Here is a 13,188-nt window from a genome sequence, read left to right as displayed (position 1 = left end):
GTCAATTCAATCGCTGCAGGCGTTTAGATGTTAATCGAATTGAATACGCCAAAACGTGACAAATTTTAACATTCGGCACTTTATTTGCGGGGGGTAAGGCGGATTTCAGGCGGGTGTTGAGAGCGGGTTTGTGGACCGGAGTACTCATATGCTAGTGCAAATTTTTTAGTGTGCGATAAGTATTTTAGGCGGGTTGATTTTTTTTGGCTGGAATGATTTAAGCCTTCTAGTCCCTTAGCTCTAAAAATGCTTATACGTGACTATTTATAATAATCCAGCAAGGCGATAGCGGGCGTCGTGTGCTGGGGGATGCTCGCGCGGTCGGCCAGGTAGCGCGCCGGCGGTTGGCCGATGGCCTTGCGGAACATGGTGATAAAGCCGCTGGCGTTTTCATAGCCGAGGTCCAGTGCCACCGTCTGCACACTTTCGCCTTTCGCCAGGCGCTGCAGTGACAGGATCACATGCAGTTGCCTGCGCCAGCGGCCGAAACTCAGGCCGATCTCCTCCAGCAACAAGCGCGTCATGCTGCGTTCGCTCATGCCGATGCGTACGGCCCATTCGCCCAGGGTGGCCTTGTCGCTGGGGTTGGCCAGCAAACTGTCGGCCAGGCGCCGCAGCCGAGTGTCCCGGGGCATGGGCAGGTGCAGGGCCTCCACCGGTGCCAGTGCCAGTTCGTCCAGCAGCGTGGCCACCAACCGGCCCTGGGCGCCCTCGGTGTCGTACAGCGGCGGGAAGCTGACGGCCTTGCTGATCAATTCGTGTAACAACGGCGATACCGCCAGGGTGCAGCATTGCCGGGGCAGGGCGCCGGCGGCGTCGGGGTCGACCAACAGACAGTAGATATCCGCTGCCCCCGACCCGCGCGCGGCATGGGAAAGGCCGCCCGGAATCCACAACGCGCACTGGGGGGGCACGATCCAGATACCTTCTTCGATGACGCAATGAATCACCCCGCGCAATGTGTACATCAACTGGCCCTTGCGGTGCTGGTGCGGTGCGTGCTCCCAACTCGCAGAGGTGCTTGAAGCGCTCACTGCAACCACCGCACGGGGAATTGCATCGGCGAGGGCCGGGCGCAAGGGGTCACGGGTTTCGAGGCGGTGGTTGTACATGGCGGCGCGGCGTCTTGGCTGGAATGCGAAACATTCTGGCCATTCTGTGCAATGGCGTCCAGTGATGGCATGGCTATCATGAGAAACATTCTCGTTAAAGGAGCTTCCCATGCAACTCGACAGTTCAACATTCCCCGTGGTGAAAATCGTGTTTGACGCCCCCAGCGACACCCCCCCGCAAGATACCTTTGGCGCATTCGAGGCCTTGTTGCAGCGCGAGGAACCCTTCGTCCTGCTGCACGAGAAAGCCGTGGATGAAAGCACTCACGAGCATTCACACGAAGAACGCAAACAGGCCTCGATCTGGATGAAGAAGCACAAGGTGGCCCTGCGTACTTTCGTCAAAGGCATGATCCAGGTGGAGCCCAGCGCAGCCAAGCGCCTGGCGCTCAAGCCGTTTGCCGTGATGTTCGGCAAGGCGTGGGGCTACCCGTTGCTGGTGGTGGAATCCACGGATCAGGCCTGGGCATTGGCGCGGGACGTGCTGGATACCCAGGTGTCGGATGTGGCGCACTATTGAGTGTGGGGCGCTGCCGTGCTGCCGCGTACTGTGAGTTCGAATGGCACCACTACCTGGCGCTCCGACAGCGGCGTTTTCTCGATCAGTGCGATGAGCATCTCGACGGCCTTGCGGCCGAAGATTTCGGCAGGCTGTGCAATGGTGGTCAGCGGCGGGTCGCAGTAGGCGGCGAAGGGGATGTCATCAAAGCCCACCAGGGAAATATCCTGGGGCACGCTCAGGCCCTGTTGCTTGATGCGCTTCAAGGCGCCGATGGCCATTTCGTCGTTCTCGCAGAACAGCGCAGTGGGCCGCTTGGGCAGGGCGAGCATGTTGCCTGCGCCCTCGAAACCGGCGTGCAGGGTGAAGTCGCCGTGGCAGATAAGCGCCGGGTCGCGGGGGATGCCCGCCGCGAGCAAGGCATCTTCATAACCGGCCACGCGGTCACGGGTCAGTGGGCTGCTTTTCGGGCCTTTGATCAAGCCGATGCGGCGGTGGCCGAGGTCGATCAAGTGCTGGGTCATGGCCCGGGCGGCGCCACGGTTGTCGAGGCTGATGGTGGGGTGGCGACCGTCCTGGATCACCTCGCAGGCGTTCACCAGTGGCGGTGAGTCGCTGCAGTCGCTGAATGGGTCCGAGGCCCGCAACTGAATCACACCATCGGCCTGATGGGCGTGGACCAGTTCGGCGAACTGTTTTTCGATTTCTGCCTGGCCCCGGGTGTCGCACAACAGCAACCGATAACCCGATGCCTGCGCCGCTTGCTGTGCACCGCTGATGACCCGGGCGAAAAACGTGTTGGCAATCGCCGGCACCAGGATCACCAGGTTGCCGGTGCGCCGCGAACGGAATTGCACCGCCATGCGGTTCGGCCGGTAACCGGTCTGTTCCACGGCGGCGTTGACCTTGTCGCGGGTCTCGGGCAACACGCGTTCAGGGCTGGCCAGGGTCCTGGACACGGTGGCCACCGAGACCCCGGCCAGCCGGGCGACTTCACGAATATTGGACAAGACCACCTCGTTATCAGAACAGCAGCCTGCAAGTTTACCGCAGTCGGGGTTTGACACCGCGAGCAACCAGGCCTAAATTTCCGGCACGATGTAACCGGTTACATCATGATCGGTAATTGCCCATAAAGAGAAGACTTGCGATGACGGTTGCTGTGCAAAAAATAAGAATGGGCTTTGTTGGCGGCGGCGAAGGCGCCTTCATCGGCCAGGCTCACCGCCAGGCGGCGGGGCTGGATGGGTGTTATGAACTGGTGTGCGGTGCCTTCAGCCGTGAGCCCGAGAACAACCGGAGCACCGGCAATGCGCTGGGCCTGCCCGCGTCCCGCTGTTACAGCGAATGGCAGCAGATGCTCGCCGCCGAACAGGCACTCCCGGCCGAGCAGCGCATGCAGCTGCTGGTGATCGTCACCCCCAATCATCTGCATGCACCGATTGCGACCCAGGCGCTGCAGGCGGGCTTCCACGTGTTCAGCGAGAAGCCGGCCGCGCTCAATCTTGCTGAAGTGCAGGCGCTGGCAGACGTTGTCAAAAACAGTTCCGGGCTTTATGGGCTGGCACACACCTACCTGGGTTACCCGATGGTGTGGCAGGCCCGCGACATGGTGCGCAATGGCGTGATCGGCGCGTTGCGCAAAGTGATCGTCGAGTACCCACAAGGCTGGCTCAGCCAGGACGTGGCCGGGCAGGGCAACAAACAGGCGGACTGGCGCAGCCGGCCCGAGCTGTCGGGACTGGGCGGCTGCATCGGCGACATCGGCACCCACGCCTTTTCCCTGGCCGAGTTCATCGCCGACCAACCGATCGAACAGCTTTGCGCGAGCCTGGGCATCCATGTACCCGGTCGGCAACTGGATGACGATGCCGCCATGCTGTTCAAGATGGCCTCCGGCGCCAGCGGCGTGCTGATCGCCAGCCAAGTGTGTGCCGGTGAAGAGAACCCGCTGAAGATCCGCCTTTACGGCGACAAGGGCGGCCTGGAATGGCGCCAGGAAGAACCCGCCAGTCTGATCCATCGTTCCCTCGACCAACCGCTGCGCATCCTGCGTTCCGGCGTCGGCCAGCCCTGGCTGTGCGACGCGGCATTGCAGCGCATGCGCCTGCCCGCCGGGCATCCCGAGGGTTACCTGGAAGCCATGGCCAACCTCTACCGCGACTTCGCCAAGGCCATTCGCCAGGGCACCGAGGCCGTTGGCGTACCCGGCATCGAAGTCGGCGTGCGTGGCATGGCCTTTATCGAAGCCGTGATCGCCAACCATCGCGGCGAGGCGAAGTGGACCACCCTGGCGAACCACCCATGAAGGAGACTACAGACATGCGCGGCCCAGGCATTTTTCTCGCCCAGTTCATCTCGGACGAAGCGCCTTTCGACACCCTGGCCAACATCGCCCAATGGGCGGCGTACCAGGGCTACAAGGCGATCCAGTTGCCCACACTCGGCACCCGCTACATTGACCTGGCCCGCGCTGCAGAAAGCCAGGCCTACTGCGATGAACTCAAGGCGACCTGCGCCCATGCCGGCGTCGTCATCAGCGAGCTATCGACCCACCTGCAGGGCCAACTTGTGGCCGTGCACCCGGCATTCGACACGCTGTTCGACGACTTCGCCCCGGCCCATCTGCGCGGCCAGCCCCAGGCACGTACCGAGTGGGCCATCGACCAATTGAAACTCGCCGCCCGCGCCAGCCAGCGCCTTGGCTTGACGGCCCACGCGACCTTCTCCGGCGCGCTGCTCTGGCCGTACATCTACCCCTGGCCACAACGCCCCAGCGGCCTGGTGGAGCAAGGCTTTGCCGAGTTGGCCAAGCGCTGGCTGCCGATTCTCGATTGCTTCGAGGCGGCCGGCGTCGACCTGTGCTACGAAATCCACCCCGGCGAAGACCTTCACGACGGCGCCTCTTTCGAGCGCTTCCTCGAAGCCGTCGACCACCATCCCCGGGCCAACATTCTCTACGACCCCAGCCACCTGCTGCTGCAGCAAATGGATTACCTGGGCTTCATCGACCGCTACCACGCGCGCATCCGCATGTTCCACGTCAAGGACGCCGAGTTTCGCCCCGACGCGCGCTCCGGCGTGTATGGCGGCTACCAAGGATGGGTCGACCGCCCTGGCCGTTTTCGCTCATTGGGCGATGGCCAAATCGACTTCAAATCGATCTTCAGCAAGCTCACCCAGTACGACTTCCACGGCTGGGCCGTGCTGGAGTGGGAGTGCTGCCTGAAGGACGCGCAACAAGGCGCGGCAGAAGGGGCGGAGTTCATCCGCCAGCACATGATCCGCAAGACCAGCAAGGCATTCGATGACTTCGCCGGCGTGACATCCGACGAGCAATCCAACCGACGGCTGCTGGGCCTGCCCGACGCCTGAACAGCGCTTCTGCCCCAAAATAACAATAAAACGGTGACCACAATGAAAGCGCGACTGAGCGTCATGATGTTCCTGCAATTCTTTATCTGGGGCGGCTGGTTCGTCACCCTCGGCACCTTCCTCGCCAGCAACCTGGGGGCCAGCGGCGGGCAGATCGGCATGGCGTTTTCCACCCAGTCGTGGGGGGCGATCATCGCCCCGTTTATCATCGGCCTGATCGCCGACCGCTACTTCAACGCCGAGCGCATCCTGGCGGTGCTGCACCTGATCGGCGCGGTGCTGCTGTACCAGCTGTACCGCGCGCCGGACTTCGTCGGCTTTTATCCCTACGTGCTGGCATACATGGTCATCTACATGCCGACCCTGGCACTGGTGAACTCGGTGGCCTTCCGGCAAATGAGCGACCCGGCCCAGGAGTTTTCGCGCATCCGTGTGTGGGGCACCCTGGGCTGGATTGTTGCGGGGCTGGTGATCAGCTTTGTGTTCGCCTGGGATTCGCAGCAGTCGATCACCACGGGCGCGTTGCGCAACACCTTCCTGATGTCTGCCATCGCGTCAGTGGTGCTGGGTTTCTACAGCTTCACCTTGCCGCGTACCGCGCCCTTGAAAGCCGAGGCGGGCAAGGGTGATATCAAGCAACTGCTCGGGCTGGATGCGCTGGGGTTGCTCAAGGATCGCAGCTACCTGGTGTTCTTCATCGCCTCGATCCTGATCTGCATTCCCCTGGCGTTCTACTACCAGAACGCCAACCCGTTTCTCGCGGAAATCGGCGTGACCAACCCCACGGCAAAAATGGCCATTGGGCAAGTGTCCGAGGTGCTGTTCATGCTGCTATTGCCGCTGTTCATCCAGCGTTTTGGCATCAAGGTCGCGCTGTTGGTGGGCATGCTGGCGTGGGCGCTGCGCTATGCACTGTTCGCCTACGGCAATAATGGCGAGCTGGCCTTCATGCTGTTTACCGGGATTGCGCTGCATGGCATCTGCTATGACTTCTTCTTTGTCTCGGGGCAGATCTACACCGACGCGAAAGCGCCGGAGCGCTTCAGGAGTTCGGCGCAGGGGCTGATTACCCTGGCTACGTACGGTGTGGGCATGTTGATTGGGTTCTGGGTGGCGGGGCAGGTGACCGACCACTATGTGGCGGCGGGTGGCAGCCATGACTGGCGCAGCATCTGGTTGTTTCCGGCGGGGTTTGCGCTGGTGATCTTTTTTTGTTTTTCGCTGGCGTTCAAGGGGCGGGAGCGGGTGGCAGCAGAGCCGGCTGATTGACGCATGGCGCCCGCAAAGCGGCGTTGCGCAGCGTTGGTATCGCGCTAGAATGGCCCGGCGCAGCGAGTCGACTGTGCGGCCAGAACGTTTGAAGGAGACGCTAATTGCTGTGCAACCAGTGCGAAGAAGAACACCGGATTGACGAGATGGAGCTGGCGTTTCGACGTCCTGATGCCGTTATGGCGCTATCGCAAGACGACAGAGAGAGTGGGGTCCAGGAGAACAATGACCTGGCCATCATCGGCGGTAAGCAATTTTTCATTCGTGCGTTGCTGCCATTGCCGGTGCTGGGTCGCGAGGAGGTTTTTCACATCGGTATTTGGGTCAGGATCGAGCAGTTGGATTTTGAGCGGGTTTACGAACTCTGGGATGACCCGCAGCAATCAAGCGAACCACCGTTTTCGGTGACGATTGCCAATGACATCCCGGGTCTGCCTGCAACATGTGGGCTCCCCGCCATGCTGAACCTGACTGACCCGGCTAACCGGCCAAAGGTGACGCTGATCGCGAGTAACCATCCGCTGTCGTTTGAGCAATGCCGAGGCATTACGGCGCATCGTGCACACGAATATGTGGTGTGGACACGTTGACGCCACTGCCAGTAGAGACCATAAGAAACGCTGCGACCGAATGCCCGACTCTTCATGGATCGACCAACAGTTAAAGTCTGAATAAACGAAGGCCTCGTTGTGCGCGCCTGCGCGTTTCTACCCCCTGGGTTTCAGGTATCCTCCGCGCCCGCCAATTACTATTTTCCAAACCATGCCAGAACACAACATGCAGGCCCTGTTGGAGTCGATCCTCGACGAAGTCCGTCCACTGATCGGCCTCGGCAAGGTCGCCGACTACATCCCCGCGCTCGCCGACGTGCCGGCCCAGCAACTGGGCATTGCCGTGTATGGCAATGACGGCTCGTCCTACTGCGCGGGCGATGCCCACACCTTGTTCTCCGTACAGAGCATCTCCAAGGTATTCAGCCTGGTGCAGGCCATCGACCATGGCGGCGAGAGCATCTGGGAACGCCTGGGCCACGAACCTTCGGGGCAGCCGTTCAACTCCATGGTGCAACTGGAGTTCGAGCGTGGGCGGCCACGTAACCCGTTTATCAACGCCGGTGCGTTGGTGATCTGCGACATCAACCAATCGCGCTTTGCCGTGCCGATTTTGTCCATGCGTGATTTTGTGCGGCGGCTGTCGGGCAATCCGCAGATCCTGGTCAACAGCGTGGTGGCCGAATCCGAAGCCCAGCACGGTGCGCGCAATGCGGCCATGGCGTACCTGATGAAGTCCTTCGGCAACTTCCACAATGACGTGGATGCAGTGCTGCACAGCTACTTCAACTATTGCGCATTGCAGATGAGCTGCCTGGACCTGGCCAAGGCATTTTGCTTCCTGGCGAATGAGGGGGTGTGCACCCACAGCGGCGAGCAGATTCTGACGGCGCGCCAGACCAAGCAAGTGAACTCGATCATGGCCACCAGCGGGCTGTATGACGAGGCGGGGAACTTTGCTTATCGCGTTGGCTTGCCGGGCAAGAGCGGGGTAGGCGGCGGGATTCTCGCGGTGGTGCCGGGGCAGTTTACGGTGTGCGTGTGGTCGCCGGAGTTGAATGCGGCAGGGAATTCGCTGGCGGGGATGAAGGCGTTGGAGTTGTTGAGCGAGCGGATCGGATGGTCGGTTTTTTGAAGAGACTTGATCGCTCCCACGCTCTGCGTGGGAGCGCTGCCCTGGACGCTCTGCGTCTGCCTTTGTGACGCGGAGCGTCACCGTAGGCATTCCCACGCGGAGCGTGGGAACGAGCTCAGCGCGGGCTGGTTTGCGCGCATCGATCCAGCGCTTTGTCGACCAGCATCTGCACACCTTCCAGCATCCGGCAAATGCCCAGCGCCACGTTGCGCTGGGTACCATCGACTTCGAAGGCCAGGTGAGCGGCGATGACATTGATCGACGCCAGGTCTTGCGAGGCATTGGCCAGCAAGGTTTCCGTGTCCAGGTCCGTACGCACGGTAAATAATCCATCGAACGGTAGCTCGGTGGGTTCAGGCGGTTGGGGTTGGGCGTCAGGTTTCAGATAGTGGTGAATGGCGCGGTAAGCGGCTTCTTGAAGCCGGTCGGTATGCGGTGGGGGATTTGGGCTATCTTTAATCATGGTGAAGCTCCTTTGTGAATGGAGCTGCCACGATTCGCGGTCAAACGATTAGGGTGGCAGCTATACGCGGGTTGACCGACCGGCCCAAAGAACAAAACCGGCATACCCGAAGGTATCCCGCGTACAGCTGCCGCGACACAATACATCAGGCGTAAAAAAAACGCCCAAGATCGGTTTTGGCGCAGTTGTTCTATGGTTGCGGACGGTCAAATCCGGTCGCTGAATTGGCAGCGACTGCGGGAGGTTAGTCAGCCCGGGTCCGACCGACAACCTGAAACAGTTGTCGGAAAAATCCGAGCATGTCTCCCTCAGTCAGAGACGGTCCATGTCGCACAATCGTGTGGTCCTGGCCACCGCCAAGTCGGTGCTCCGGCTATTGATCGCTCCCACGCTCTGCGTGGGAGCGCAGCCCTGGACGCTCTGCGTCTGCCTTTGTGACGCGGAGCGTCACCGTAGGCATTCCCACGCGGAGCGTGGGAACGAGCTTAAAATCCGAGTGCGTCTCCCTGTCGAGGAGAGTGCTGCTACCATCGACGCAATCCCTCATCAGTCAGAGACAATCCATGTTGCCTAATCGCGTGGTCCAGGCCGCCGCCAAGTCGGTGCTGCAGCAGCTCGTTACGCGGATCACGCCACAGTCCACCGAAGCCTCCATCGCCGAAATGGCGACGCAGATGCTCGCGGATTCCGGCTATCCGCAGACCTGGTATTACGACTGCCCGGCCTTCGTATTGCTGGGTTCGCGCAGTGCGCTTTCGGTGTCGGGACGCGACTATCGGCCCAGTGATGAAGCCGTTGGTTTACACAATCTGATCACGGTGGATTTGAGCCCGAGAGCAGGCAATGTGTGGGGCGACTGTGCCCGCTCTTTCTATGTGGAGGAGGGCGTGTGCCGGGCGGTGCCGGTGGGGGCCGAGTTCAGCAGGGGTTATGAAGTCGAGCACCTGCTACACGCGATGATGCGCACATTCGCCCGGCCTGAAACCACGTTCAACGATCTCCACGCGTTCGCCAATGACCTGATCGCATCCGAGGGTTTCGAGAACCTCGATTTCGCCGGCAACGTCGGCCACAGCATCTGCGAGCAGCGTGACCAAAGGCTCTACATCGAGGCGGGCAATCATCGGCGCCTGGAGGAGGTGACGTGCTTTACCTTCGAGCCGCATGCTCGCGAGCGAGGCGGTCGCTGGGGCTACAAGCATGAAAATATCTATTTCTTCAGTGATGAGGGAAAGGTCTGCGAGCTTTGACGAAGGCGCCGGTCTCCTGAGGACACGCGGCGCCTTCGGTTTTTTCGCGAGCAAGCTCGCTCCTACAGGGAGAGGCGATCCAGCAGGCTGTACCACGCCACGCCCGCGCCGATGTAGAAGCGTTGCAAGCCATGCAGTGGCAACCGCTGCAAAGGCGTTACCGGGTAAGCGAAGTCGGAGCGGCTGTCACACAGGCGCCCGGCCAGTTGCTGGCCGAGGCTGGTGCACAAGGCAATCCCGCGCCCGTTGCAGCCCAGTGCCAGGGTCAGCCCCGGTGCAGGCTCGTGGACGTGGGGCATAAAGTCCCGGGTGATCGCGATCCGGCCCGCCCAGCGGTACTCGAAGTCCAGCTTGCCCAGCTGCGGAAACAGCAGTGCCAGCGAGCGCTCCAGGTGCGCAAAATCTGCGGGCCCGGTGGGATCTTCGAACAACCCGCGCCCGCCCATCAGCAGGCGGCCATGGGCATCCTTGCGAAAGTAAAGCAACAGGCGCTGTGCGGTTGAGACGGTTTCCTGCCCCGGCAAAATGCTCTCGGCCCCAGGCCCGCTCAAGGGCCGGGTGGCGACGATAAAACTGTTGGCCGCGAGCACACTCTGGGCCATGCCGGGCCACAAGTCGCCGCTGTAGCCGTTGGTGGCCAGTACCACCTGGCCGGCCGACACCTGCGCGCCGCTCGCGGTCTGCAACTTCCAGCCCGCGCCCGCCTGTTGCATCGCGGTCACTGCGCTCTGCCCATGAATGCGCACGCCCGCCGCCTGGGCTGCACGCACCAGGCCCCGAGCATAGGCCAAGGGTTGGATGGCACCCGCGCGACCGTCCAGCCAGCCACCGGCAAACGCCTGGCTGCCCATGCGGGCGGACACCGCGCCGGCATCCAGGCGCTGCACCGGCACCCCGCGACGTGCCCACTGTTCGGCCCGGGCGTGCAGGCCCGCCACGCCTTTTTCGGAATAGGAAACCTGCATCCAGCCCTTGCGTGTGGGCGCACAGTCAATGCCATGGCGCTCGATAAGGTTGAACACCAGGTCTGCCGAGTTGGACACGGTGTTGATCAGTGGCTCGGCGCGCTCGGCACCGTACATCTGCACCAGTTGATCCGGGTCGTATTTGAGTGTCGGGTTGACCTGCCCGCCATTGCGCCCGGACGCGCCCCAGCCGGGCTCGTTGGCCTCCAGCACGCACACGCTGACGCCGCGTTCCGCGAGGTGCAGGGCTGTCGACAAACCGGTATACCCGGCGCCGACGATGGCCACGTCCACCTTCAATGACTCAGCCAACGCGGGTGTTTGCGGTGCAGCGGGCGCCGTCGCGGCCCAGAGTGACTTCATGGCAGGCTCCGGGTGTTGGCCGTCGGGTGCAGCACGCGGCGCAGGAAGTCCTGGGTGCGCGGTTGTTGCGGGTTGCCCAGCACCTGCTCGGCCGGCCCGCTCTCCACGATGTAGCCGCCGTGCAGGAAGCACACGCGGTCGGCCACTTCCCGGGCAAAGCCCATTTCGTGGGTCACCACGATCATGGTCATGCCTTCGTCCGCGAGGGTGCGCATCACCTCCAGCACATCGCCCACCAGTTCCGGGTCGAGGGCCGAAGTGGGTTCGTCGAACAGCATGGCGTCGGGTTTCATCGCCAGTGCGCGGGCGATGGCCACCCGCTGTTGCTGGCCGCCGGAGAGTTGTTCCGGGTAGGCATCGGCCTTGGCCGACAGGCCGACTTTATCCAGCAGCGCCAAGGCTTCTTCCCGGGCCTGTTGCAGCGGTTCGCCCTTGACGTACACCGGGCCTTCCATCACGTTTTCCAGCACGGTGCGATGGGGGAACAGGTTGAAGCGCTGGAACACCATGCCCATGCGGCTGCGCAGGGCGTGTACGGTCTTGCTGCCACGTTGCACGGTTTCGCCGAACACGTTGATGGTGCCGCCGTCGTAGGCTTCCAGGGCGTTGATGCAGCGCAGCAGGGTGGATTTGCCCGAGCCGGACGGGCCGATCAGGCACACCACTTCGCCCTTGGCCACGTCCAGGTCGACGCCGTGCAGCACGCGATGGGTGCCGTAGTGCTTTTGCAGTTGGCGAATCTCGATCATGCTTTTTTCCTCCGGCCCAGGTGCTGTTCCATGCGGCGCAGGCCATACACCAGCGGCAGGCTCATCAGCAGGTAGAGCAGGGCGACCAGGGTGTAGACGGTCATGTTCTGGAAGGTGGACGAGGCGATCAGTTGGCCCTGGCGCGTCATCTCGGCCACGGTGATGGTCGACACCAGCGATGAGTCCTTGAGCATCATCACCAGGGTGTTGCCGTAGGGCGGCAAGGCGATGCGAAACGCCTGGGGCAGGATTACCCGGCGCATCATCAGCACCGAGCGCATGCCCAGGGCTTCGGCGGCTTCACGCTGGCCCTGTTCGACGGCGATGATGCCGGTACGGAAGTTCTCCGCCTGGTACGCCGAGTAGGCGATGCCCATGCCGATCACACCCGCCTGGAATGCACTGAGGTGCACGCCCATGTCCGGCAACACGAAGTAGATGTAGAACAGCTGCACGATGATCGGCAGGCCGCGAATCACATTGATCACGGTGCTCGCCGCCCACGACAGCGCCTTGATCGGCGACAGTTTGAGCAGCGCCAGCACCAGGCCGATAGCGCTGCTGAGCAGGAACGACAGCACGGTGATCTGGATCGTCACCCAGGCGCCTTGCAGCAGGATCGGCAGGAAGTCCTGGGCGTTTTGCAGGAATTCAGCCGGGTTCATGGCTGCACCTGGGCATCAAGCCCCCACTTCTTCAGGATCGCGTCCAGGGTGCCGTCGGCCTTGATGCTGGCGATGGCCTGGTTCAGGCGTTCGAGGGTTTCGCTGTCGCCTTTGCGCACCACCAGGCATACCTCGCCGACGTTGACCGGCTTGTAGTCGGCGGCGAGCTTCACGCCCTTGAACAGCTTCTGGCGGATCTGATACGCCACCACCGGCTGGTCACCCACGGCGGCCTTGATGCGGCCCAGGCTCAGGTCGCGGACCATTTCGCCGATGGAGTCGTAGGTGCGGATTTCCTTGAAGATTCCCAGCTTGTTGAGCATGTCGTAGAAGATCGTGCCGGCTTGTACACCCACTACCTGGTCCTTCAAGGAGCTGAGGTCGGTATAGGTCGCGTTGTCGTCGGCACTCACGATCAGCCCTTCACCGTAGGCGTACACCGGCGCGCTGAAGTCCACCACCTGGGCACGCTCCGGGGTCTTGAGCATGCCGGCGGCGATGAAGTCGAGCTTGCCCGAGGTGAGGGACGGGATCAGCGCGGCAAAGTTGGTCTGCTCGATTGCGCTGGTGAAACCACCGGCCTTGCCCACTGCGTTGGCGACGTCGACCATCACGCCCTGGATGCTGTTGCTCTTGATGTCGAGGAAGGTGAACGGCGAACCGCTGGCCGTTGCACCGACTTTGTACGAGGCTGCACCGGCGGCGTGCACGGTGGCCACGCAAAAGGTGGCGCAAAGACCGAAGGCGAGGCGGCGAAACAAGGGCGAAAGACTGTTCATCGGGTTACTCCAG

At 62.1% G+C, this 13,188-nt stretch carries 14 protein-coding genes; 7 read left to right on the top strand and 7 right to left on the bottom strand.

The features are described from left to right. Positions 1–260 precede the first annotated feature (260 nt). On the bottom strand, positions 261–1,112 hold the full coding sequence (locus HX807_RS08270) for a helix-turn-helix domain-containing protein (protein ID WP_003211383.1): 852 nt from the start codon (positions 1,110–1,112) through the stop codon (positions 261–263). Positions 1,113–1,221: 109 nt separating this feature from the next. Here HX807_RS08270 and HX807_RS08265 point away from each other — a divergent pair, with 109 nt between their 5' ends. Then, positions 1,222–1,632: a hypothetical protein gene (locus HX807_RS08265; RefSeq protein ID WP_003211385.1), complete on the top strand. Its 411-nt coding sequence runs from the start codon at positions 1,222–1,224 to the stop codon at positions 1,630–1,632. Here the strand turns inward: HX807_RS08265 and HX807_RS08260 are convergent. Further along, positions 1,626–2,621, bottom strand: a complete 996-nt coding sequence (locus HX807_RS08260) for a LacI family DNA-binding transcriptional regulator (protein ID WP_177049716.1) — start codon at positions 2,619–2,621, stop codon at positions 1,626–1,628. The two genes, HX807_RS08265 and HX807_RS08260, sit on opposite strands and share 7 nt — an antisense overlap. Before the next feature lie 167 nt (positions 2,622–2,788). On the opposite strand from HX807_RS08260, the gene HX807_RS08255 reads away from it, so the two are divergent. From HX807_RS08255 to glsB, 5 genes are all read left to right on the top strand, one after another. Further along, complete coding sequence (locus HX807_RS08255) at positions 2,789–3,919, top strand: Gfo/Idh/MocA family protein (RefSeq protein ID WP_177008700.1); 1,131 nt, start codon at positions 2,789–2,791, stop codon at positions 3,917–3,919. Positions 3,920–3,933: 14 nt separating this feature from the next. Then, positions 3,934–4,986, top strand: coding sequence for a sugar phosphate isomerase/epimerase (locus tag HX807_RS08250; protein WP_177049735.1), 1,053 nt, complete (start codon positions 3,934–3,936; stop codon positions 4,984–4,986). 42 nt (positions 4,987–5,028) lie between these two features. Continuing rightward, the gene (locus tag HX807_RS08245; protein ID WP_087694232.1) at positions 5,029–6,255 is read left to right on the top strand and encodes a nucleoside permease; all 1,227 of its coding nucleotides are present in this window, start codon (positions 5,029–5,031) and stop codon (positions 6,253–6,255) included. A 104-nt stretch (positions 6,256–6,359) separates the two neighbouring features. Continuing rightward, positions 6,360–6,845, top strand: a complete 486-nt coding sequence (locus tag HX807_RS08240; RefSeq protein ID WP_003211394.1) for a DUF2199 domain-containing protein — start codon at positions 6,360–6,362, stop codon at positions 6,843–6,845. Positions 6,846–7,032: 187 nt separating this feature from the next. Next, positions 7,033–7,941 carry a glutaminase B gene (gene glsB, locus HX807_RS08235; protein ID WP_003211397.1) on the top strand — a complete coding sequence of 303 codons (909 nt, stop codon included), beginning with the start codon at positions 7,033–7,035 and terminating at the stop codon, positions 7,939–7,941. A gap of 115 nt (positions 7,942–8,056) precedes the next feature. Here the strand turns inward: glsB and HX807_RS08230 are convergent, their stop codons facing one another. Continuing rightward, entirely contained in the window at positions 8,057–8,404 is a 348-nt protein-coding gene (locus HX807_RS08230) for a DUF6124 family protein (RefSeq protein WP_003211399.1), read from the bottom strand. 563 nt (positions 8,405–8,967) lie between these two features. Here HX807_RS08230 and HX807_RS08225 point away from each other — a divergent pair. Continuing rightward, positions 8,968–9,654: a M24 family metallopeptidase gene (locus HX807_RS08225; protein ID WP_087694233.1), complete on the top strand. Its 687-nt coding sequence runs from the start codon at positions 8,968–8,970 to the stop codon at positions 9,652–9,654. Positions 9,655–9,716: 62 nt separating this feature from the next. Here HX807_RS08225 and HX807_RS08220 read toward each other — a convergent pair whose 3' ends face one another. The 4 genes from HX807_RS08220 to HX807_RS08205 are packed head-to-tail and all read right to left on the bottom strand — an operon-like array spanning position 9,717 to position 13,175. After that, positions 9,717–10,982, bottom strand: coding sequence for an FAD-binding oxidoreductase (locus tag HX807_RS08220; RefSeq protein ID WP_177049715.1), 1,266 nt, complete (start codon positions 10,980–10,982; stop codon positions 9,717–9,719). Further along, a complete protein-coding gene (locus HX807_RS08215; RefSeq protein ID WP_087694235.1) occupies positions 10,979–11,731 on the bottom strand; it encodes an amino acid ABC transporter ATP-binding protein in 753 nt (250 codons plus the stop codon). Before HX807_RS08215 ends, HX807_RS08220 begins: the two co-directional genes overlap by 4 nt. Next, on the bottom strand, positions 11,728–12,396 hold the full coding sequence (gene ehuD, locus HX807_RS08210; RefSeq protein WP_008435412.1) for an ectoine/hydroxyectoine ABC transporter permease subunit EhuD: 669 nt from the start codon (positions 12,394–12,396) through the stop codon (positions 11,728–11,730). The genes HX807_RS08215 and ehuD overlap by 4 nt, the downstream gene beginning before the upstream one ends. Continuing rightward, complete coding sequence (locus HX807_RS08205) at positions 12,393–13,175, bottom strand: ABC transporter substrate-binding protein (protein WP_177049713.1); 783 nt, start codon at positions 13,173–13,175, stop codon at positions 12,393–12,395. Before HX807_RS08205 ends, ehuD begins: the two co-directional genes overlap by 4 nt. Between the last annotated feature and the right edge of the window lie 13 nt (positions 13,176–13,188).

It is taken from the genome of Pseudomonas sp. D8002, from assembly GCF_013385695.1.
Classification (GTDB): Bacteria; Pseudomonadota; Gammaproteobacteria; order Pseudomonadales; family Pseudomonadaceae; genus Aquipseudomonas.
This window is presented reverse-complemented; position numbering and strand designations above follow the sequence as displayed.

Bases quoted from the DNA above. Each gene is read 5' to 3' on its own strand.
- HX807_RS08270 (WP_003211383.1), bottom strand. From the start codon at position 1,112: ATGTACAACCACCGCCTCGAAACCCGTGACCCCTTGCGCCCGGCCCTC.
- HX807_RS08265 (WP_003211385.1), top strand. From the start codon at position 1,222: ATGCAACTCGACAGTTCAACATTCCCCGTGGTGAAAATCGTGTTTGAC.
- HX807_RS08255 (WP_177008700.1), top strand. From the start codon at position 2,789: ATGGGCTTTGTTGGCGGCGGCGAAGGCGCCTTCATCGGCCAGGCTCAC.
- HX807_RS08250 (WP_177049735.1), top strand. From the start codon at position 3,934: ATGCGCGGCCCAGGCATTTTTCTCGCCCAGTTCATCTCGGACGAAGCG.
- HX807_RS08245 (WP_087694232.1), top strand. From the start codon at position 5,029: ATGAAAGCGCGACTGAGCGTCATGATGTTCCTGCAATTCTTTATCTGG.
- glsB (WP_003211397.1), top strand. From the start codon at position 7,033: ATGCAGGCCCTGTTGGAGTCGATCCTCGACGAAGTCCGTCCACTGATC.
- HX807_RS08230 (WP_003211399.1), bottom strand. From the start codon at position 8,404: ATGATTAAAGATAGCCCAAATCCCCCACCGCATACCGACCGGCTTCAA.
- HX807_RS08225 (WP_087694233.1), top strand. From the start codon at position 8,968: ATGTTGCCTAATCGCGTGGTCCAGGCCGCCGCCAAGTCGGTGCTGCAG.
- HX807_RS08220 (WP_177049715.1), bottom strand. From the start codon at position 10,982: ATGAAGTCACTCTGGGCCGCGACGGCGCCCGCTGCACCGCAAACACCC.
- HX807_RS08215 (WP_087694235.1), bottom strand. From the start codon at position 11,731: ATGATCGAGATTCGCCAACTGCAAAAGCACTACGGCACCCATCGCGTG.
- ehuD (WP_008435412.1), bottom strand. From the start codon at position 12,396: ATGAACCCGGCTGAATTCCTGCAAAACGCCCAGGACTTCCTGCCGATC.
- HX807_RS08205 (WP_177049713.1), bottom strand. From the start codon at position 13,175: ATGAACAGTCTTTCGCCCTTGTTTCGCCGCCTCGCCTTCGGTCTTTGC.